Annotated in this window: 20 protein-coding genes and 1 pseudogene; 4 read left to right on the top strand and 17 right to left on the bottom strand. The window is 65.6% G+C overall.

From position 1 onward, the window contains the following. Positions 1-33 precede the first annotated feature (33 nt). Complete coding sequence (locus tag FXF75_RS11195; protein WP_163521939.1) at positions 34-258, bottom strand: hypothetical protein; 225 nt, start codon at positions 256-258, stop codon at positions 34-36. Positions 259-363: 105 nt separating this feature from the next. Continuing rightward, positions 364-549 (bottom strand): hypothetical protein, encoded by a 186-nt coding sequence (locus FXF75_RS11190; RefSeq protein WP_163521938.1) that lies wholly within the window; start codon positions 547-549, stop codon positions 364-366. 89 nt (positions 550-638) lie between these two features. On the opposite strand from FXF75_RS11190, the gene FXF75_RS11185 reads away from it, so the two are divergent. The 3 genes from FXF75_RS11185 (at position 639) to FXF75_RS11175 (ending at position 3,629) form a co-directional block, all read left to right on the top strand. Continuing rightward, positions 639-1,820, top strand: a complete 1,182-nt coding sequence (locus tag FXF75_RS11185) for an LEA type 2 family protein (RefSeq protein WP_163521937.1) — start codon at positions 639-641, stop codon at positions 1,818-1,820. Between the two features lie 197 nt (positions 1,821-2,017). Continuing rightward, positions 2,018-2,416 carry a hypothetical protein gene (locus tag FXF75_RS23485; protein ID WP_163521990.1) on the top strand — a complete coding sequence of 133 codons (399 nt, stop codon included), beginning with the start codon at positions 2,018-2,020 and terminating at the stop codon, positions 2,414-2,416. 109 nt (positions 2,417-2,525) lie between these two features. Beyond that, complete coding sequence (locus FXF75_RS11175; RefSeq protein WP_163521936.1) at positions 2,526-3,629, top strand: HAMP domain-containing sensor histidine kinase; 1,104 nt, start codon at positions 2,526-2,528, stop codon at positions 3,627-3,629. 3 nt (positions 3,630-3,632) lie between these two features. On the opposite strand, the gene FXF75_RS11170 is transcribed toward FXF75_RS11175, so the two are convergent. The 8 genes and pseudogenes from FXF75_RS11170 to FXF75_RS11135 all read right to left on the bottom strand — a co-directional run bounded on the left by FXF75_RS11170 (position 3,633) and on the right by FXF75_RS11135 (position 10,138). Further along, positions 3,633-3,806, bottom strand: a complete 174-nt coding sequence (locus FXF75_RS11170) for a hydrogenase maturation nickel metallochaperone HypA (RefSeq protein WP_163521935.1) — start codon at positions 3,804-3,806, stop codon at positions 3,633-3,635. Positions 3,807-3,920: 114 nt separating this feature from the next. Further along, positions 3,921-4,949, bottom strand: coding sequence for a phosphate uptake regulator PhoU (locus FXF75_RS11165; protein ID WP_163521934.1), 1,029 nt, complete (start codon positions 4,947-4,949; stop codon positions 3,921-3,923). 57 nt (positions 4,950-5,006) lie between these two features. Further along, positions 5,007-6,107: an ATP-NAD kinase family protein gene (locus tag FXF75_RS11160; RefSeq protein ID WP_163521933.1), complete on the bottom strand. Its 1,101-nt coding sequence runs from the start codon at positions 6,105-6,107 to the stop codon at positions 5,007-5,009. Between the two features lie 129 nt (positions 6,108-6,236). Next, complete coding sequence (locus tag FXF75_RS11155) at positions 6,237-6,827, bottom strand: four-helix bundle copper-binding protein (RefSeq protein WP_205427429.1); 591 nt, start codon at positions 6,825-6,827, stop codon at positions 6,237-6,239. A 488-nt stretch (positions 6,828-7,315) separates the two neighbouring features. Further along, a complete protein-coding gene (locus FXF75_RS11150) occupies positions 7,316-8,008 on the bottom strand; it encodes a molybdopterin-binding protein (protein ID WP_163521932.1) in 693 nt (230 codons plus the stop codon). Between the two features lie 98 nt (positions 8,009-8,106). Beyond that, positions 8,107-8,876: pseudogene (locus tag FXF75_RS11145) on the bottom strand (DUF5803 family protein). After that, on the bottom strand, positions 8,873-9,601 hold the full coding sequence (locus FXF75_RS11140; protein WP_163521931.1) for a DUF2110 family protein: 729 nt from the start codon (positions 9,599-9,601) through the stop codon (positions 8,873-8,875). Before FXF75_RS11140 ends, FXF75_RS11145 begins: the two are co-directional and overlap by 4 nt. Further along, positions 9,602-10,138: a transcription factor gene (locus tag FXF75_RS11135; RefSeq protein ID WP_163521930.1), complete on the bottom strand. Its 537-nt coding sequence runs from the start codon at positions 10,136-10,138 to the stop codon at positions 9,602-9,604. A gap of 109 nt (positions 10,139-10,247) precedes the next feature. Between FXF75_RS11135 and FXF75_RS11130 the strand changes: the two genes are divergently transcribed. After that, on the top strand, positions 10,248-11,669 hold the full coding sequence (locus FXF75_RS11130; protein ID WP_163521929.1) for a bifunctional UDP-sugar hydrolase/5'-nucleotidase: 1,422 nt from the start codon (positions 10,248-10,250) through the stop codon (positions 11,667-11,669). A gap of 33 nt (positions 11,670-11,702) precedes the next feature. On the opposite strand, the gene FXF75_RS11125 is transcribed toward FXF75_RS11130, so the two are convergent. The 7 genes from FXF75_RS11125 to FXF75_RS11095 form a co-directional block, all read right to left on the bottom strand. Then, positions 11,703-12,284, bottom strand: a complete 582-nt coding sequence (locus tag FXF75_RS11125; protein ID WP_163521928.1) for a tRNA (cytidine(56)-2'-O)-methyltransferase — start codon at positions 12,282-12,284, stop codon at positions 11,703-11,705. A 334-nt stretch (positions 12,285-12,618) separates the two neighbouring features. Then, positions 12,619-13,425, bottom strand: a complete 807-nt coding sequence (locus FXF75_RS11120) for an arylamine N-acetyltransferase (RefSeq protein WP_163521927.1) — start codon at positions 13,423-13,425, stop codon at positions 12,619-12,621. Positions 13,426-13,522: 97 nt separating this feature from the next. Further along, on the bottom strand, positions 13,523-13,855 hold the full coding sequence (locus tag FXF75_RS11115) for a BsuPI-related putative proteinase inhibitor (RefSeq protein ID WP_163521926.1): 333 nt from the start codon (positions 13,853-13,855) through the stop codon (positions 13,523-13,525). A gap of 41 nt (positions 13,856-13,896) precedes the next feature. Then, positions 13,897-15,033 (bottom strand): S8 family serine peptidase, encoded by a 1,137-nt coding sequence (locus FXF75_RS11110; RefSeq protein WP_163521925.1) that lies wholly within the window; start codon positions 15,031-15,033, stop codon positions 13,897-13,899. A 222-nt stretch (positions 15,034-15,255) separates the two neighbouring features. Further along, positions 15,256-16,386 carry a S8 family peptidase gene (locus FXF75_RS11105; protein WP_163521924.1) on the bottom strand — a complete coding sequence of 377 codons (1,131 nt, stop codon included), beginning with the start codon at positions 16,384-16,386 and terminating at the stop codon, positions 15,256-15,258. Positions 16,387-16,570: 184 nt separating this feature from the next. Continuing rightward, positions 16,571-17,767, bottom strand: coding sequence for a S8 family serine peptidase (locus FXF75_RS11100; protein WP_163521923.1), 1,197 nt, complete (start codon positions 17,765-17,767; stop codon positions 16,571-16,573). A 283-nt stretch (positions 17,768-18,050) separates the two neighbouring features. Then, positions 18,051-19,202 carry a S8 family peptidase gene (locus FXF75_RS11095; protein ID WP_163521922.1) on the bottom strand — a complete coding sequence of 384 codons (1,152 nt, stop codon included), beginning with the start codon at positions 19,200-19,202 and terminating at the stop codon, positions 18,051-18,053. Positions 19,203-19,354: the final 152 nt, after the last annotated feature.

The following is a 19,354-nucleotide window of genomic DNA, read 5'->3' as shown; positions in this document are numbered from 1 at the left end:
CCGGACCATCCTATCCATCGGCTCCACCCCGAACTAGCCCGGCGTGACCTTCCAAGTGGTGGAGCGCGCCCGCCCCCACTTCTCGATGTCCACCTCTTCGGTCTTCTCTGCGAGTTCCGGGAGTCTGACACCGACTTGCTTGGACGAGAGACCGAGCTGTTCGGCGATGTTCTTCGAGCGGAAGTAGCGCTCGCCTTTGGAGACGCTCTCGCGGAGATACGCGACGATTCGTCGCTCTTCGTCGGTGTAGTCGGTCATCTTCAACACCGTCTAGGGGATTAGGACCCTTAACGATTTCCCGGCAAAATTGAATCACTTACCGCGGCGACCAACGTGCCAGTGACGACGTGGAACACCCCGTTACTACCAGTAGATGTGGACCGCGGCGACGGCGAGGACGCCGGCGGTCACGGCGGCGGCGAAACCCCACGCGGCGAGTTCAGTGCCCGGTGCGACGAACATCGCGATAGTGGCCCCGCCCGCCAGCAGCGTGAACAGCGTGGCGAGTCCGATACCCTTGTCGCTCGCAACCGTCTCAGTTTCGGCCATACCCGGCGTTTCCCGCGGCCGCAACTTAGTTCATTCTACTCCGAGTCGGTGTCGGTAGCTTTTACCCGACCCAGCGACGGCTACCGGGTATGGCGGGGATGTTAAAGTCGGCGTTTCTGGGGAGTAAGCTACGTGTCCTGTTGACACTACTGCTGACCGTCGGTGTCGTGGTCGGCGGCGGTCTCACGCTGGGCGTCCTCGGGACGCCGAGCGTCACCAGCACGCAGAACAGTTTCGGCAACGTGACCGACGAGACGACCGAGATTCGGACCGAACTCGTGGTCGAAAACCCGAACCCGGTGGGCGTCAATCTCGGCGGCGTGTCGGTGCGCTACGACGTGCGGATGAACGACGTAGCGATGGCGTCCGGGACCAAAAACGGTCTCTCGTTCGACAGCGGGAACAACACCGTCGAGTTCAGCACGCGGATGAGAAACGACAAGATTCCGACGTGGTGGGCGAGTCACGTCCGGAACGGTGAGCAGACGACGCTCCGGGTAGACGCCTCCGTTCGCTCGAACACCCTCGGCCGGACGGTCCAAGCCCCGCCCGTGAAACGACAGGTTTCCACGGACATCATCTCGCAGTTCAACTCCACGGAGACCCGACCCATCAACGCGAGCCAACCGCTGGTCTCGGACCCGGTCGGCTACGTCAACGAGACCAGCGCTCGGTGGGGCGAGGTCACGAAATCCGAGACGCCCATCGACATGCGGTTCACGGTCTACAACGCCAAACGGCTCCCGATGGCCATCACGGAACTCGGGTACACCATCACGATGAACGACGTCACGGTGGGGAACGGGTCGAGTCAGACCGGCCACCTCGTCGAGGGCCGCACCACCGAGACCATCGAGACCCGGACCGCGATTCGGAACCAGCGGCTCGACGAGTGGTGGGTCTCGCACCTCGAGAACGAGCAGGTAACTCGCCTCCGCATCGACTTCTACGCGAAAATCGAGTTGGGCGGCGAGACGGTGCGCGTCCCGCTCGACGGGATGACCTACACCGAGACCATCGAGACGGACATCTTCGGAACGAAAGGTGAGTCCGACGACGCGAATAACACCAGCGAGACGACCGCTGGCGGCGACGGGACGGGGACGAACGAGACGACCGACACCACCACGACGGCCTCGGACGGCGGAACCGCGACGACAGCGGACGAGACGACGACCGACTCGGGCGGAAGCGAGACCACCACGTCCGCCGGTGAGACCACGACCACCGACGACGGACTCCTCTCGCGAGACCTGTCCGACGTTCGATGACGACACGGGGACGACGACGGCGAGCGCAGAAATTCGTACCCGTCGATAGAATTTTATACCCGGCAACGTGAGATACGTTCGTATGACACGGAGTGTAGACGCTCCTGATCGAGTTCTTCTCGGGCGATGAGAACGACGTATCGATCCGACGAGACGGTGAATCGATAGTTCTGGCGGTCGACGGCCACGACTACGAACTGAGTAGAGACGAGGCTACCGACCTGCAGGAGGCGGTCGGTGACGCGCTGACTCGGCGACGGGAGTTCTTCCGGACCGCGGGCGTCCACCGCGAAGACGGGAGCTACGAAGTCGCACGGAGGGGTGCGGATTCGGCGGGTAACTCGAAGGTGTTCGAGAGCTTCGGGGTCCTGCGCCGACTGTTCGACCGACTCCCCGACGAGTTCACGGCCGACGACGTCGGTCGGACCGGAATCACGGGGTCGCGCCGCCACATGCTGGTGCGCCACTTCGCCGAGCATCCGGCCTTCGACTGCGGTATCACGCGCCGGAACCCCCTGACAGCCGAAAAGACCGCAGAGACGAGCGAGGAATCCGACGCTGATACCGAGGAGGTCGAAGTAGTCAGCGCGGACTGACGCGCTCGGCCGCTTCCGCAAGCGTAGAGTTCCAGAGTGGAATCGTATATTATCGACAACTTTCACTATTCATCAATGGTTTAATGGAGAATCGTCGTCACCGCCACGTATGAGTAGTCGTGAGACCGTCCTGCAGTGGTCCGTTACCGCTCTGGGATGTCTCCTGTTGGTCGTCGTGGTGGCGGACTTGCTGACGGCGTCGGGCAGCATGGCGGTGAACGGAGTCGAGCGAGCGCTTCCCGCTCTGCTAGCGTTGGTACTCGTCGGTTTCGGCGTCTTCCTTCGGCGTCGAGGAGTCGCGGGACGCGACGTGGGAATCGTGTCGCTCGGACTGGTGGGAGGCGCTGCGCTGTTCGTCCTCATCGACTTCTGGCTCGTGTTCGTCATCAGTCTCGGCGGTCCGATTCCGAAGATGAACGGATACCCGACGCTAAATCTCGTGGCCATCGGCGCGACGGGGAACGCGGTGTTGACTGGACTGTATCTCCGACTCCGCCGCCAGAACGAGAAACTGAAGCGACTGACCGCGCGACTGGAGGAGCGAAACCAGCGGTTAGACCGCCAGACTGCCAAGTTGGAGTCCCAGAACGAGCGTCTGAACCAGTTCGCAGGTATCGTGAGTCACGACCTCCGCAACCCGCTCAACGTCGCCGCCGGGCACCTGGGGTTGGCCCGCGAGACCGGCGACGAGGAGCACTTCGAGGCCGTCGAGCGCGCTCACGACCGTATGGATACGCTCGTCACCGAGACGTTGTCGCTGGCCCGTCACGGGAAGACCGTCGAACAAACTGATACAGTCGGTTTGCAGTCGGTCGCAGAGTCGGCGTGGGGAACCGTTCCGACCGGTGAAACGACACTCAGCGTGGTCACGAACGGTCACTTCGAGGCCGACGCGAACCGACTCCAGCGTACGTTCGAGAACCTCTTCCGGAACGCCGTCGAACACGGTGGCGCTGTCGGAACCGTCCGCGTCGGTCTCCTCGATGCTGGCGGGTTCTACGTCGAAGACGACGGCGACGGAATTCCCACCGGCGACCGGGAGGCGGTGTTCGAGTTCGGGCGTTCGAGCGCGTCCGACGGGACCGGCTACGGACTCGCGGTAGTCGAGGCTATCGTGGAGGCTCACGGCTGGAGCATCGACGTGACCGAGAGTACGGACGGGGGTGCGCGCTTCGAGGTGACGACGGACGAAGCGGGTGCGTTCGGCGTGTAGAGGTTACGTGTCCGGTCGCATGTCGAATCCACCGACCTCCTTCACGTCGTCGGACCCGCAGTTCGGACAGTGGTCGAGCGGCCGCTCGAACGTCTCGCCGCACTCGGTACACTTCAGTTCGACGCCGGTTTCGCCGTCCGAAGTCACCATCCGCTTGAGCGAGTCGACGATACCCATACAAACGCTTGCGTCCCCGACGTGATAGCGATTGTTGCCGAGTCGGAGTCCCCCGCCGGAGGACGGTCGAGTCCCGTGGGCGAGACCGAGCAGCGACCGCCGAAAAGAGACCGGTCAGTTGATGGTCGTGTGTTCGCTCTCCTCGTTCAGCGCGAGGTTGGCCGCGATTTCGGCGTTCCGCATGGCGTACTGCGCGGTCTGCTGGAGGCTGACCAGCACCTCGCGGACCGCCAGCAGGGCGTCGTTGTCCATCTCCGGCAGGTCGGAGAGAATCTCGCTCTCTCGGTCGCCGATTTCGTGGAACAGCGTCCGGACTTCGAGGGTCTTGTCGTAGTCGCGTTCGACCGCGGCCTGAACCGCCTTCGCGGTAATCTCGTCCACTTGGTCGGTGAACTCCCGGATGCGGCGCATCGTCTGGCCGTCCACTTCGAGCGTGTGGCCCTCCGCTTCGAGCGCGATTTCGGCGATGTCCTCGGCGTTGTCCGCGGTGAGTTCGAGGTTCTTGGCGATGGACCGGTAGCCGATGAGCGGGAACCCGCTGTCGAGGTCCACGGCCCGGGCGAGCGTCGGATTCTGGTAGGCCGTGAAGATGAGGCGCAGCAACAGGACGAAAATCTTGTTGGCCTGTCGCTCCCGATTCAACGCGCGTTCGGCGAGGTCCGGGTTGCCGTGCGCGAGCGCCTTGACCGCCTCGCCGCGCATGGTCGAACCGGTATTTTCGAGGCGTTCGAGCAGGTTGTCGAGGCTGAAGTCCTCGGGGTCGACCGAACACCGGATGGCGATGCTGTCGGGCGTCTCCTCGACCACCCCGAGACCCATCAGTTGGGTCTCGGCCTTGTACACCGCGTTGATGTGGGCGCTCTCCAGCGTCTCCTCGCTCTCGACGTGGATGACTCGCCGTCCGAGGACGTACTGGGCGACGATGGCCCGCTCGACCGCGTCCGCGTCCAGATTCTCGGCGTGGATGACGGCTTCGGACTCCTCGGTGTGGGCCGACTCCGGCAGGACGGTCAGCGTCCCCTTCCCGCCCATGCGCAGCGAGACCTCGTCGCCCTTCTCGACGTTGTTCTCCGACGCCCACTCCGCTGGCAGGGTCATCGCCAGCGTCGAGGGACCCAACCGCTGTACCTTTCGGGTTTCCATGTGTGTCCTCTCGACCCCCCATGACCTTAAACTTCACTAGGAGTCGATTAGTGTCCCTTAAACGACCTTCATCATCCGGCGCTCGAACCGACCGACACGCACCTTCCGCCACCCGCGCAGGGAGTCGTCCACCTCGTCGTCGCCGGTATCGACGCGGAGGACACCGATACCGTCGAGTTTCGGCTTCGAGGCGACGACCTCCACGTCCGAGCGACGAATCACCGCGGGCGAAATCTGGTCGTTTCCGCGGCCGAAGACGAACCCCTGCCCGCCGATGGGCGACACCACGACGACGTTCCGCTCGCCGAGGTGCGCCAGTATCTCGTCCGCGCTGGCGTCGGCCGCGAGAACCTCCCCGTCGCGCCACACGTCAACCCCGAGCGGCGACCCCTCGAAGCCGAGTTCGGATTTCACCGCGCCCACGGTGCCACCCGGTCCGAGAACGTACGTCGCACCCTCGTCCGCTCGGGCATCCTCCGCGACTCCGAGGGCGAGACTCTCGACGGTGCCGCCGCCGACCTGCTTGCTCGACTGGAGGTCTTCCGCGACGGGCACCTCGGCCACCGCCTTCAGTTCGGCCCTGACCTCGCCGTCGCGGTAGGCGTCCTCGTCGATGTCGTTGACTTCGCGGGTCTCTGACCGGTCGAAGTCGGCGGCGACCCGGCCCGCGGCCTCGGGCGTGACCGCGAAGACCGCGGAGTAGACCTTCACGCCCGCCGGAACGCCCAGCATCGGAATCTCGGCCCCTTCTTCGTTCAGCGTTTCGGCCACGTCCACCGCGGTCCCGTCGCCGCCGACGAACAGTATCAAGTCCGCCTCCTCGGCGACGAATCGCCGGACCGCCGCGCGGGTGTCCGCGGCGGTCGTGGCGGCGCTCTCGGCGGTCGTATCTTCGACCCCGGGACCGCCGACGACACGGGGGTCGAGTCCCGCGTCCCGGGCCTCGCGCTCACCCATCTCGCCGCGGTAGGTCAGGAGTTCGACGTCCTCGGAATCGACGCGCTCGGCCAGCGCGCGCAGGGCCGTGACGGCGCGGTCGGGGGCGCGCGCCTCCGCACCGCGCTCGCGGGCTTCGTCCACCTTCCCGTCGGTGCCTTTCAACCCTACTCGGCCGCCCATTCCGGCGATGGGATTGACGACGACGCCGATGGTTCGCATGACCGGAACTACGCACGTCGGGCGCAAAAACCGTCCGATACCGGGAGTTCCTCTCTGTACTCTGTCTGCGGCAGCCGCGAGCGCACGTACCGAAAAAAGAGACGCTATCGACGCAGTCTCAGTCGATGCTCAGTACGACTGACCGCCCTGAAACGACTGGCCCATCTGACCCATCTGTCCGCCCTGCTGGCCAACTTGCTCCCGGATACCCATCGTCTGGCCCTGAGTGCCGCCGATGGAGTGCAGGAGCTTCTCCGTCGCGTCCATGGCCTGCGTGACCGCCTCGTACGTCTCTTGCACGTGGGGCATCTGCTGGTGTTGCTGGAGAATCGGAAGTCCCTGCTGGGCGACCCGCAGGAACGCTTCGGCGATTTCGGGACCGTTGATGGAGTCGCGCGCGATGAACTTCTCGTTCAGCGACGCGAGGTCCGCGAGGTCCTCGCAGAGTCGCGCGCACTCGGCCATCTGCGGCCCGCTCTCGATACACTTGTCGGCGCACCACTCGGCAATCTCGACCACGCGGTCGAAGGATTCGAGCGCCTCGGTGAGTTCTGGAGTCATCTCGGACTCGAACTGCTGGCCGACGCGATGGTGGGTCATCTGGTGGCTCTGACCGGTCTGGGTTCCGCCCATCTGGCCGGACTGCATGCCGCCCATCTGCTGTGACCCCTGCATCGGTTGTGTCTGCTGGCCCATCTGCCCGTGCGTTTGCTGTCCCATGCTTCCCGTCGGCTGTTGATACTGTTCGGACATGATTTCTCACTCCCCCGTATAAGCGCCTCCTAACTGCCGAGACGCCACTTACGGGCACTCGTCGGTTCGTCGGAGATAGGGATAAACCGGACCGACCGTTAGCGATTGTTCAATCGGGCAACCGTGTATTTCCGACCGTACAGTGTCGAAAAAACTGGTTTCGGGCGGGAAAGAAACGTCAGGTTACACCGACTGTTCGCGCGAGAAACGAGACGTTTCGGCCGGCGGAGGCTGCGCGTGTCGGCGGGCTTGGTAAGCGTTAAGGGACCGGCACCGGAATCGTCGGGCATGTTCGTACTCGCAGAATCGGCGTCGGTCCCGGCCAACGCCGCAGGTATCGTCACTGGCGTCCTCGGACTCCTGATTACTGCCGCGTGGCTGGCGTACTTCTACCGATAGTTTCGGGGTCACTCGGCGTCGGGGAACCAGCACATCGATTCGGGCCGAGAGAGAACTCAGTTTTCGGTCGGTTCGACGCGCTCGCGGAGCCACGCCGCCGCGCGTTCGAGTTCCGCTTCGTCCGTACTCCGTAACTTGAGTCGCACGTGGTCGCCGGGGTAGCTTCCGACGGTCACGTCGAATCGGTCGCGGAGTTCCGCCAAGCGCTCGACCAGCGCGCTCTCGGGTTCGTCGGCTTCGACGGTCCTGACGTGGCGGTACTCGCCGGAGAACTCGTCGGCGACGGTCTCGAACATCGCCTGCATCTCCGCGGGGACGCCCGGCAGGACGTAGACCCCCTCGATGACGCACCCCGGAGCAACGCCCTCCTCGTTCGGGAGCATCCGCGACCCCTTCGGGAGGTGGGTCGTCCCCTCGACGAGGTCGCCGTGTTCGTAGTCCGTGTGGTCGGTCACCCACGCCACGGCCTTGTCGTGTTCCTCGACCGGGACGCCGACCGCGGCCGCGACCCCCTCCATCGTCATGTCGTCGTGAGTCGGACCGAGACCGCCGGTGACCACGACCGCGTCGTACTCGGCCCGGAGTTCGTTGACCACGCGGGCGATGTCGGCCACGCGGTCGGGGACCACGACGACGCGCTCGACGCTCGCGCCGCGGTCGGCGAGTCGCTCGCCCAACCACGCGGCGTTCGTGTTCACGGTGTCGCCCGTCAGCAGTTCGTCGCCGACGGTGACGAGGGCTACCTGCATGGCGTCGAGTAGGGGTTCCGAAGATAAAAAGAGGGTGTTACCGCGGCCAGTCGCTGGAGATTGCGGAGGTAGCGCGTCCGGCGGCCAGCGAGACGGCGCTACCCCATTCCCGGCGGCGGACCTTGGTCGAACTCGTCGTCGCCGGTATCGACGTTGAGACCCATCTCCTCGCGCTCGCGTTCGAGTTGCCGAATCTGGAGGCGGAAGTAGGCCACCCCGAGCAATGCGACGAGGATACTCGCGCCGATGATGCCCGCGAAGATAGTGAGGTCGCGGGCGAGGTAGTACCGAACGGTCAGGTTGTCGGTCGTCACCTCGGCCCACGTGAGGTGGACGCGCCCGTCTATCGTCGTGGTGTCGTCGCAGTCGGCCGGACCTGACTCAGAATCGGCGTCCCGACCCGCATCCCCTCCGGGAGGATGACCTCGTGGGAGTCCTCGACGTAGACCGGCGTGCTGAACGACTTCCCGCGGTGGTCCGCGGTGTAGGCGAGTTTGCCGCTGTCGGCGGGCAGCGAGACGACCGTCTTGGACTTCTTCTTCTCGACGTGTTCCTGTCCGAGCGAGACGACGGTGCCGTTCGGATACCGGAACCGGACCGTCCCGATTTGAACCGGCGTGCGCTCGCCCAGCGACTCCCGCTCGAAGAGGTTGAGTTCCGAGCGGTTCGAGAAGGTGTACACCGCCTTGTACTCGCCCCCGGTCACGTTCAGCGTGACCGCGGCGGAGTTGTTCCAGTCGTAGGTCGCGTTCGCGTCGCCTGCGAGACGCTTCTCGCTTATCTGGTCGCCGCCGAAGATGCCCGTACATCCAGCGGTGGCGGCGAGCAGCGCGACCGACGCGAGGGCGAGTAGCAGTCGTCTGTTCATGGAATAACGCAACGAATCTCCGCCGGGAGATAGTCGCCGATGGCCGCCAGTAGCCCCGGCGGGTCGGTCTCGTCCTTGCAGACGATGCTCTGCTCCAGAAGTCCGAGTCGTTCGACCGTCACGATGTCTCGAGCGTGGCCGGCGCGGTTGACCGTCGCGCGCACTTCCCCGCGGGTCGCGCTGTTGACGTTGACCCGGCCCGCGCCGCGCGTCCACTCGTAGAGGCGGTCGCGCTCCTCGTCGGCCAGTCGGTGGCGACCCGTCTCGCTCTCGTCGGCGCCGTCCGCGTCGGCGTCTTCCGCCTCGGAATCGGCCGCGTCGCCGCCGTAGACGAACCGGAGGGGCACGTGCTGGACGAGTCCGAAGCGCTCGACGATTTGTACGGGCGTCCCCTGCCCGAGTCCGAGTTCGCCCGCGGGAATCCGAACGTCCTCGCCCGCGTCGAGGACGAACCCGTCCTCGTCCCACGATTCGAGGGTCCCGACGTACGTCTCCCCGACTTCGAAGTCGGGGGTAATCTCACCGAACTCCTCTCGGAGGACGTTACGCGCGACCACCTCGTCGTCTCCTTCGATGGTGACGACCGCGAAGTCGTCGCGGCGCACGCCCACCGTGTACTCCACGTCGAGGTCCTCGATTTCGTTGCCGACGAGCGACTGGAGCGCGTCGAGCGAGCGCTCGCGGGCGTCGCCCTGTACGTAGACCTTGGTAGCGAGTACGACCATCTATGCCTCGGCCTCTTCGAGTTTCTCGACGTTGAGTTCCTCGCGGAGGTTCTCGATTCGGTGCTCCATCGCGTCGATGAGACGGCTGTTCTCCATGGATTCGAGCGGCGACCCGCACTCGGGACACTCGAACCCGAAGTCCATCGCCTCGCCGAACTCGAACCGAATCGAACAGACTTCACACAGGTAGAACTGGTGCTGGTACTCGTACTCTTGGCGCTTTTCGAGCGCGTCTAGCAGTCGGTACATCTCCTCTTCGAGGTTGTCCGGGATGTTCTCGTACTGGAACGTCCAGAGGTACGTCAGCCACCCGGAGTCCTCGTCGCGCAGGCGGCGGTACGTGGCGAGGTCGTTCTCGTAGAGGATGAACAGCGCGCGCCGAACGTCGTTCAGTTCGAGGTCCAACTCCTCGGCGAGTTCCTCGTCGGTAACTTCGCCGTCCGGCGGGGCCGCGGCGACGGGCATTCCCTTCGGACCGACCAACTCGTGAAGATATTTCTGAATTACTGGGTCCTCCAGTAAGTCCTCAAAAGCCATTATCGTACACTGGGGCGTTGGAGCGTTTAAAACCATCGGGTACGCGACGTTCTCGGCCAGCGGGTCGGTTAACCGAAGCTACTTGCACGACGGTAGACAATTCAGCCTGATGACCATCCGTGTCCTCCACTATTCGGACATCGAGAACGCGTACGACGACCCCGAACGCGTGGGTCGTCTCGCCGGAACAATCGACGCGCTCCGCGACGGCCGCACCGTCGTCGTGGGGACCGGCGACAACACCGCGCCGGGTGTCCTCGCGATGCAGACCGAGGGCCGGCAGGCGCTGGACTTCTTCCGTGCGGTCGCCCCCGACTTCGAGACGTTCGGCAATCACGACTTCGACTTCGGAACCGAACCGCTCCGGGAGATACTCCGGAAATCACCACAGCGGTGGATTACCGCGAACCTCTACCCGGCCGACGCCGACCCCGGTGGCTCCGGCGAGAACGGGACGACCCCCGCGGAGACCGACCACCGCCGGTTCGCCGACGCCGACCCGACCGCCGTGGTCGAAGTGGGCGACGGTGACGCCGAACGAGACTCCGAGCGCGTGGGGTTCGTCGGGGTCACGGACCCACGGACGCCCGACATCGCGGCCGGCGCGAGCGAACTCTCCGCGACCGACCCGGTTGCGGCGGTCCGCGGGGCGCTCGGGGACCTCCGCGAACGGACCGACCACGTGGTCGTCCTCGCACACCTCCGGGCGGAGACCGAGAACGCGGTCGCCCGACTCGACGGCGTGGACGCCGTCCTCGGTGGGCACGTCCACAGCGAGCGCCGCGACCGAATCGACGGGACCCTCGTCGTCCGGCCGGGGGCGAACGGTCGGGTCGTCTGGGAGGTCGAACTCGGCAGTGGGGAGAGCGACGGCGCGACCGCGACTCGCCGCGCCGTCGCCGACTACCCGCGTGACGACCGGGTCGCGGACGCGCTCCGCGACCGGATGGACGCCACGGGACTCACCGAGGTCGTCTGCACCGTCGCGGAACCGATTCCGCGTACCCGTGACCGCCGCCTCGGCGGGGAGTGCCGCGTCGCCAACCTCGTCACAGACGCCTACCGATGGGCGACCGGCGCAGACGTAGCCTACACTCAGTCCGGCGGCCTCCGGGACGGTGACCCGCTCGCCGGGGATGTGACGGTCGCGGACCTCGTCGGCGTCTCGCCGTTCGGCGGGGAACTCCAGACCGCTGTCGTTCCGGGCGCGCGCCTCCGGGAACTGGTCGAGACGGTTTTCACGCCCGACGACGAACGCGGCCGGCTCTGGGCGGGCCACTTCGCGGGCCTCGAAGTCGTCTACGATACCGCAGAAGCCGAGCTTCGCGAGGTTCGATTCGACGGCAAGCCGGTGACCCCCGACGAGGACTACTCGGTCGCCACGAACGCCTACGTCGTCGAGTACGGCTCCGAGCCGATTCGGCCGGACGACGTGGTCGAGTCGTTCGGCGTCCAGTACGACGCCATCGTGGAGTACGCCCGCGAGGAGGGACTGGACGTTCGCCTCGACGGTCGGTTGACTCGGGTGTAGGTCTCGGGACCGGTCGCGCGCCGAGCGGTCTCGTTACTCCTCGTCGGTCGGAACGACCTTCTTCCCGGTCGCCTTGGGAATCACGGTCCGGTCCGCGTCCTCCCACTCGCGCTCCAACTCCCGGCCATCGAACAGTCGGTCCAGAAACACCGCGAGTCCGGCCACCTCCGAGTGGGGTTGGTTCGTCACGCCGACGTTCCAGTCGGCGGCCTCGTACACGTCGAACGACACCTTCTGGGACCCGACGACGACGAGGACGGGGTCGCCGTCCGCGCCCTCACTGTCCGCGCTCCCACCGCGCTCGCCGCGGTGTGCCGCCCGAATCTCGTCTTCCACGTCCTGTACGCGCTCGCCGTACATCGTGAGGTGGACGACCTGCCCCTCCCAGTCCCGGATGACGGCCTTCGGACTGTCGGTGAGTTCGACCGTGAAGGGACCGCCGAAGCGGTCGGTGATGTCCGTGACGGTGCCTCGGGACTTGCTGGCGTCGCCCGCCAGAATCGCGCGGTCGGCCCCCAGCGCCCGCGCGGTCAGGCCGACGTGGGTCGTCATCCGCTCGTCGCGGCCCGGCCGATGGCCCAGTCGGAGGACCGCCACCTCGGGTTCGCCTTGCATGTCCGGTCGTCGGTGGTCCGCGGGTTAGGGGGTTTCGGAACGCGGTTGGGACGACGCGCGTCGGCGCAGTAAGTCGAATGAGGATGACGGGGAACCTGAACAGTAGGGCGTGCAGTCAGAGCCGAGTGACTAGAATCCGACGGAAGAGCTAGCTGCTGCCGACTCCAATGAGTACCGCACCGCCCGCACCGCAACCGTGTGCCTCGTTCCTCCCCAACCTCCTGCGCTTCTCGCTCCCTCCGGTCGCTGCGATGCTCGTCCCTCGCGCGGATGGACGCGACCACGAGGGTCGCGCTCGCACGCGCCGGGGGTCTCCGGTGGAGTCGCAGGCCACTCACACCGAGCCGTATCGCAGGCCGAACTCCGATTCGAGCAGGTCGTCCCACTCGTCCTCGGTAATCTCGCACTCGCTTCGGTCGCCGCGCTCGGAGCGCGTCAGTTTCTCCGGCGAGAGCTTCAGGTGGCCGCGCTCGGTCGCAATCGAGACGGTCGGGTCGCCGGTGAATCCGGACTCGGGCGCGGTGGCGAGGTAGTCGCAGGTGGCCTCGAAGTAGCAGAGTTTCCGGGGCGTCGCGTCGAAGACGTAGCGGTCGGTCCACTCCTCGTCGCCGGGACTCCGGCACTGGGTCAGGTAGTCGGCGTCGGGGCGCTCGCTCTCGACCACGCGCCACTCGACGCCCGCGGCGTCCGAGACGGCGGTTCCGTCGAGCGGGAGCGGCCGTCGCATCGACGGGACTCCGCATCCCACGTCCACGACGTACCGACGGCCGAGGTCCACGAGGTGCGAGTGGTGGTTCGCGGGCGGTCGGGGGTCTCCGTCGTCGCTCAGCATCCGGGCGGCGATTCGGTCGGCGTCGAACCCGAGTTCCGCGAGCAACCACCCGAACAGTCCGTTGAGTTCGAAGCAGAACCCGCCGCGCTCGCGCCCGACGATTTTCCCGTAGAGGTGCGGCAGGGTCAGCGTCACTCCCTCTCCCGGGTCCGGTCCGAAGGGGTCGCCCGTCACGGCGAGGGTCTCGAACGGGACCGACGTGACGTGCGCTCGCTGGACGGTTTCGAGGGTGTCCCGGTCGGCGGTCCGGACCGCTCTCGGGTCGAGTCCGATGCGCGAGAGATACGATTCGATGTTCGGTGGCGCCACGAGTCGTTCCTCCGGTCGTGAGTTCGGCGACGACCACCTTCAACTCTCGCTGAAACGCGATTTGGTAATCGCCTCGACAACTCCAGCGGGGTCGCCCTCACACCGAGAAGTCGGTCCGCGCTTCCGCGTCGCCGTCGGTCGTATTCAGTTCGGCGACGACCGTGTAATCGCCGGGAGAGGGGTCGTCCCACTCGCCGGAGAAGGTCTCGCTGTCACCGGAGTCGATGGTCTCGTTCTGGAGCATCTGGGCGAACATCTGTCCCTCGCTCGCCCGCCAGACCTCCTCGTCGCCGTCGAGAACCGCGAAATCGGCTGTCAGGGTGCTCCGGAACGTCAGTTCGGCGGGGTCGTCGCCGACGTTCTCGACGACGTACTCGAAGGCGACGCGGTCGGACTCGACCGTCGCGCTGACGGAACTCTGAAGAGTCATACTTTCTACTGCAGTGCGAGGGACTGAAAACTTTTCGTCGGTCAGTCGTCACTCGAATCCAAACCGACTGCCGCGGCCGCGTCCACCAGTCCGTAGCCCTGCTCGTCGCTCGACAGGCCGAGGTCCTCGGCGGTGTCGCGCAACCGGGTTCGAGCGTCGGTGTTAGAACGCCCCTCGGCCGTCAGGAGGGCGGCGACGCCCGAGACGTGGGCGGTGGCGAACGACGTACCCGAGAAGATGGGGCAGGACCCGTCGGACCCGAGCGTGCGGAGGTCCGTGCCGGGCGCGACGACCTCTATCTCCGGCCCTCGACTGGAGAACGACGCGAGCGCGTCGTTGCGGTCGGTCGCGCCCACGGCGACGACCTCCGAGTAAGCGGCGGGATAGCCCACGCAGTCGTCGCAGGGACCGCTCCCGCCCGCCGCACCGACGAGCAGGACGCCGTGACTCTGGGCGTACTCGCAGGCGTCTTTCAGGACCGACGACCCGGAACTCCCGCCGAGGCTGATGTTGGCGACGTCCCACCCTCGGTCGGCGACGTACTCGATACCGGCCGCGATGTCGGAGTACGAGCCACTCCCCCGGTCGTTCAGCACTTTCACGCCGTGGAGCGTCGCGTCGGGCGCGACGCCGGTCGTACAGTCGCAACTCTGGCTCGCTCCGATGATGCCCGCCACGTTCATCCCGTGTCCGTTGTCGTCGGCCCACGGCGCACAGCAGTTCGAGGCGCAGTCGGTGAACGCCTTCCCGGTACCGACGTTCGGGAGGCAGGGGTGGTCACACGGCAGTCCGGTATCGACGATAGCCACGTCGGCACCGTCGCCCGTGAAGCCGTTCGCGTTCGCCACGTCGGCGTCGATGCGGTCGTGGCCCCACGAGGCCGAGAGTGCGTGCGCGGTTCCGTCGCGTTCGACGTACCGAACGTCCGAGCGTTGGGACAGGGCGGTGGCGGTGCGCTTCGGCAAGCGAAGCGTCGCGGCGTCGAAGGCGTAGTCGCGGACCACCTCGTCCGCGGCTTCCCGGGCGGCCCGCCGTCCGCTCTCGGACTCGAAGCCGACGTTGACTCGCACTCCGTCTCCGGGGTCGGCGGCGGCGAGACCGCCCGACCCGATTGCGAAGAGCGACCCGCCGGTCGTCTTCAGCACGGTGCGTCGCGTGAGTGGTTGCTTGGGAGACATCTATCGACTAGAGAGACTCGGCCGATAAAATAATTTCGGTACTAAAGTTTTGTAATTAACGCGTAGCCGTCTCTCGTCGATAGACACGCACGGAAAACGGAGTGGGAGTACGCCGACGAAGTTACGGTCGGGAGCTTGCAGTGACGGAACCTCACGTCGGACGGAGTCGTCGGGCACACTCCCGGGTCGCGAATCGCTTACCGAGTGGAGCCGGCGCGGACGTCAGTTCGCCGCTCGCTCCACGTCGAGCAGTCCGTTGCCCTGCTCGTTGCTGGACAGACCGATGTCCTCGGCGGTACTCAGGAGGCGGTCTTTCGCCGCGGCGTTGGAGTAGCCCTGCGCGCGCAGGATGCCCGCGGCACCCGCGACGTGCGGACAGGCCATCGAGGTACCCGAGAGCGTGTCGTAGCCGCCACCGACGTAGGTGGAGTAGATGTCGCTACCGGGCGCGGCGATGTCCACCTCGGGACCCGTCGAGGAGAAATTCGACAGGCCGTCGTTGGAATTGGTCGAACTGACCGCGATGGTCTCGGGGTAGGCGGCCGGGTAGCCGACACAGTCGGTACACGGACCGGAGTTGCCGGCCGCGGCGACGAGCGTGACGCCTCGGCTGTCGGCGTACCGCACGGCGTCGCGAATCGTGCTGGACGCGCTCCCGCCGAGCGAGAGCGACCCGACGTCCCAACCTTGGTCGGCCACGTACTCGATACCGGCCGCGATGTCGGAGTACCGGCCGCCGCCGTTGGAGCCGAGGACCTTCACGGCGTGGAGGGTGACGCCGGGAGCGACGCCGACGACGCCCTGATTGTTATCGACCCCACCGGCGATACCGGCGCAGTGGGTGCCGTGACCGTTGTCGTCGCCCCAATTGTAGGTACACTCGGCGGACCACGAGCTACAGGAGGTGAACGCCGCGCCCGCCCCGAGGTTCGCTTCGAGGTCGGGGTGGTTTCCGTCGATACCCGTGTCGATGATAGCGACGTCCGCACCGCTTCCGTCCGCGGCCGTGCGGTCGGCGTCCACTCGGTTGACGCCCCACGGGAGCGACTGGGCGAGCGCGTGCATCGTCCCGTTCTCTTCGACGTAGCGCACGTTCGGACTCGCGTCGAGTGCGGTCGCGGCGCGCTTCGGAACTCGAATCGTGACGACGTCGAGGGAGTTGAACTCCCGAACTACGTCGTTCGCGGCCGCCAGCGCCTTCTGGCGACCCTTGTCGGACTTGAATCCGACGTTGATTTCGACCGTGTCGTCGGGTTTGGCTGCGGCGAACCCGGTCGCACCGAGAGCGGCCAGCGAGCCACCGGCAGTTTGTAGAACTTTTCGTCGAGACACGCCATTATTTGCATCGAGCATCGCAGTTTTACTATTATCGAGTTGTGCAATAAAGTTTTATTCTAGAAATATACATTGTAAATTATAATGAGCCGGTCGTCGCGACGTGAACCGACGGCGTTGGATACAGTCGACTGGAGGAGACGCGTCACCCAGACCGGCCGTCCAATCACCGGAAAAGAGGTCGTGGTAGGAACGGCGGTGCTTACGTGTCGTCGCTGGAGTCGTACCCGAGCGCGGCCGCGGCGTCGAGCAGGCCCGCACCGGACTCGTTGCTGGCCAGACCGATGTTCTCGGCGGTGTTCTTGAGTTGGGTCCGGATGTCGCTGCCGGTCGTCCCGTTCGACGTGAGTTGACCCGCGACACCCGCGACGTGCGGACAGGCCATCGAGGTGCCCGAGTAGGTGTCGTACCCCGCGTTCGACGCGATGGTCGAGTAGATGTCGGTACCGGGGGCCGCGATTTCGACCTCGGGACCCGTACTGGAGAAGTCCGAGAGGCTGTCGTCGCTGGCGGTCGAACTCACGGCCATCACCTCGGAGTAGGCGGCGGGGTAACCCACGCAGTCCGAGCAGGGCCCGGAGTTGCCCGCGGCGGCGACGAGGAAGACGCCCTTGTCGGTCGCGTACTGCACGGCGTCCTTCAGCGCGGAGGAACCGGAACTGGCACCGAGCGACATCGACCCGACGTCCCAGCCTTGGTCGGCCACGTACTCGACACCGGCCGCGATGTCGGAGAACGAACCGCTGCCGCACTTGTCGAGCACCTTGACGGCGTGGAGCGTCGCGTCGGGTGCCGCACCGACGATACCCTGACTGTTGTCGTCGCCCGCCGCGATACCGGCGCAGTGGGTGCCGTGGTTGTTGTCGTCGGTCCACGAGTAGTTACACGTGTTGTCGGCCGGTTTCGCACCGTACCGACAGCCGCCTCTCGTGTTGCAGGAGACGAACGCCTTCCCCTTACCGAGATGGTCGGTCAGGTCTGGGTGGTCGTCGTCGATGCCCGTGTCGATGATAGCGATGTCGGCCCCGTTTCCGAGTTCGCCGTTGGCGTGTAGTACGTCGGAATCGACCCGGTCCTGCCCCCACGGCAGGGTCTGGGCCAGCGCGTGCATCGTCCCGTTCTCCTCGACGTAGCGGATGTTGGGGTTCTTGTCCAACGCCTGCACGGCATGTTTGGTGGCGCGGATGGTCACGACGTCGATGGAGTTGAACTTTCGGACCACGTCGTCTGCGGTCGCGAGCGCCTTCTGGCGGCCCCGTCCGGACGCGAACCCGACGTTGACCTCGACGGTATCGTCGGATTTCGCCGCCGCGAGTCCGGACCCCGCCGCCGTGGCGACGGAGGCACCGGCGACTTTGAGAACGTTTCGCCTCGACATCCGGTTGTCATTGTCTGTCATCCCATTCGAAAACTACAACCACAGACATATAATTCCTTGTATTTTATAGTTGAAATATTTCCGGGAGTGTATTGATTACGCCCGAAGCCTAGAGATACTAGCGACGGAAGAGTGTCTACTAACCGTCGCTCACCGTCGTTCGACCAGCGCAGCGGGGCTGAACAGTCGGTGGACTATTCGGTCGAAATAATCGCCGGCAGACGACCGCGACGACGAGAAAGAGATTGGCGGTACCGACGCGAGGAGGCGAGGACGGGTTTGTCCGTCGGCTCTCGCGACACGTCTACGTGCTGTCGCTGGAGTCGAGGCCGAGCGCCGCGGCGGTGTCGAGCAAACCGTGGCCCTGTTCGTTCGAGGAGAGACCGATGTCCTCGGCCGTCGACTGGAGCTGGTTGCGGGCCTCGGTGTTGGTGTAGCCGTTGGCCATCAGCTGGCCGCCGGTGCCCGAGACGTGCGGACACGCCATCGACGTGCCGTCGAACGTGTCGTAACCGCCGATAATCGACGAGTAGATGTTCTCTCCGGGCGCGGCGAGTTCGACCTCCGTCCCCGTGCTGGAGAAACTCGCCAGCGAGTCGTCGCTCGAGGTCGCGCTGACCGCGATGCACTCGTCGTAGGCCGCCGGGTAGCCCACGCAGTCCGAACAGGGGCCGTCGTTGCCGGCTGCCGCCACTAGGAGCACGCCGTTGTTGTAGGCGTACTGGCAGGCATCCTTGACGGTCGAGGACCCCGAGCTACCGCCGAGGCTCATCGACCCCACGTCCCAGCCCTGGTCGGCGACGTACTCAATGCCCGCCGCCACGTCGGACCACGAACCGCTCCCCGAGTTGTCCAGCACCTTGACGGCGTGGAGCGTGGCCTCCGTGCTGACACCGACGACGCCCTCGGTGTTGTCGATGGCGTCGGCGATGCCCGCACAGTGGGTGCCGTGGTCGTTGTCGTCCGACCACGGGTAGTTACAGTTCCTGCCGCGGCAATCGACGTACGCCTTGCCCTTGCCGACGTTTGCCTGGAGGTCTGGGTGGTCGTCGTCGATGCCCGTGTCGATGATGGCGATATCGGCACCACTTCCCGTCTCGCCGTTAGCGTGAGCGACCTCGGCGTCCACGCGGTCGATGCCCCACGGCAGGGTCTGAGCCAGCGCGTGGTAGGTGCCGTTTTCTTCGACGTACCGAACGTCCGCGCGCCGTTCGAGACCGGTGACCGCCCGCTTCGGAGCGCGGATGGTCAAGGCGTCGAACGCGAACGTCCGGACGACCTCGCTCGCGGCGTCGAGCGCGGCCGTCCGACCGCTGTCGGACTCGAACCCGACGTTGACTTCGACCGTATCGTCGGGCTTCGCGGCCGCGAGGCCGCTTCCCGCGGCGGTCGCCACGGACGCACCGGCCATCTTGAGTACGTTACGCCTCCGAACATTGTTGTCTTTGCCTTGCATGGCATCAGAATTAATGAGGCGAAATATAATGAATTTTTTCCTAATAAAATTAACTTAATTGGTTGGATGAAAGCGGAAACTTGAAAAATCGAGAGTCACCCGGACCGGATGCGTCGCTACCGTACTGCGCGGGCACTCTCCCGTCCGAGTCG

The organism is Halorussus sp. MSC15.2, assembly GCF_010747475.1.
In the GTDB taxonomy this organism is placed as follows: domain Archaea; phylum Halobacteriota; class Halobacteria; order Halobacteriales; family Haladaptataceae; genus Halorussus.
The sequence above is the reverse complement of the archived record's forward strand: the minus strand, read 5'-3'. Positions and strand labels throughout refer to the sequence as shown.

What these genes read in the sequence shown, in the direction of transcription:
- FXF75_RS11195 (WP_163521939.1), bottom strand. Translation starts at nt 258, where the DNA reads ATGACCGACTACACCGACGAAGAGCGACGAATCGTCGCGTATCTCCGC.
- FXF75_RS11190 (WP_163521938.1), bottom strand. Translation starts at nt 549, where the DNA reads ATGGCCGAAACTGAGACGGTTGCGAGCGACAAGGGTATCGGACTCGCC.
- FXF75_RS11185 (WP_163521937.1), top strand. Translation starts at nt 639, where the DNA reads ATGGCGGGGATGTTAAAGTCGGCGTTTCTGGGGAGTAAGCTACGTGTC.
- FXF75_RS11175 (WP_163521936.1), top strand. Translation starts at nt 2,526, where the DNA reads ATGAGTAGTCGTGAGACCGTCCTGCAGTGGTCCGTTACCGCTCTGGGA.
- FXF75_RS11170 (WP_163521935.1), bottom strand. Translation starts at nt 3,806, where the DNA reads ATGGGTATCGTCGACTCGCTCAAGCGGATGGTGACTTCGGACGGCGAA.
- FXF75_RS11165 (WP_163521934.1), bottom strand. Translation starts at nt 4,949, where the DNA reads ATGGAAACCCGAAAGGTACAGCGGTTGGGTCCCTCGACGCTGGCGATG.
- FXF75_RS11160 (WP_163521933.1), bottom strand. Translation starts at nt 6,107, where the DNA reads ATGCGAACCATCGGCGTCGTCGTCAATCCCATCGCCGGAATGGGCGGC.
- FXF75_RS11155 (WP_205427429.1), bottom strand. Translation starts at nt 6,827, where the DNA reads ATGGGACAGCAAACGCACGGGCAGATGGGCCAGCAGACACAACCGATG.
- FXF75_RS11150 (WP_163521932.1), bottom strand. Translation starts at nt 8,008, where the DNA reads ATGCAGGTAGCCCTCGTCACCGTCGGCGACGAACTGCTGACGGGCGAC.
- FXF75_RS11140 (WP_163521931.1), bottom strand. Translation starts at nt 9,601, where the DNA reads ATGGTCGTACTCGCTACCAAGGTCTACGTACAGGGCGACGCCCGCGAG.
- FXF75_RS11135 (WP_163521930.1), bottom strand. Translation starts at nt 10,138, where the DNA reads ATGGCTTTTGAGGACTTACTGGAGGACCCAGTAATTCAGAAATATCTT.
- FXF75_RS11130 (WP_163521929.1), top strand. Translation starts at nt 10,248, where the DNA reads ATGACCATCCGTGTCCTCCACTATTCGGACATCGAGAACGCGTACGAC.
- FXF75_RS11125 (WP_163521928.1), bottom strand. Translation starts at nt 12,284, where the DNA reads ATGCAAGGCGAACCCGAGGTGGCGGTCCTCCGACTGGGCCATCGGCCG.
- FXF75_RS11115 (WP_163521926.1), bottom strand. Translation starts at nt 13,855, where the DNA reads ATGACTCTTCAGAGTTCCGTCAGCGCGACGGTCGAGTCCGACCGCGTC.
- FXF75_RS11110 (WP_163521925.1), bottom strand. Translation starts at nt 15,033, where the DNA reads ATGTCTCCCAAGCAACCACTCACGCGACGCACCGTGCTGAAGACGACC.
- FXF75_RS11105 (WP_163521924.1), bottom strand. Translation starts at nt 16,386, where the DNA reads ATGCTCGATGCAAATAATGGCGTGTCTCGACGAAAAGTTCTACAAACT.
- FXF75_RS11100 (WP_163521923.1), bottom strand. Translation starts at nt 17,767, where the DNA reads ATGACAGACAATGACAACCGGATGTCGAGGCGAAACGTTCTCAAAGTC.
- FXF75_RS11095 (WP_163521922.1), bottom strand. Translation starts at nt 19,202, where the DNA reads ATGCAAGGCAAAGACAACAATGTTCGGAGGCGTAACGTACTCAAGATG.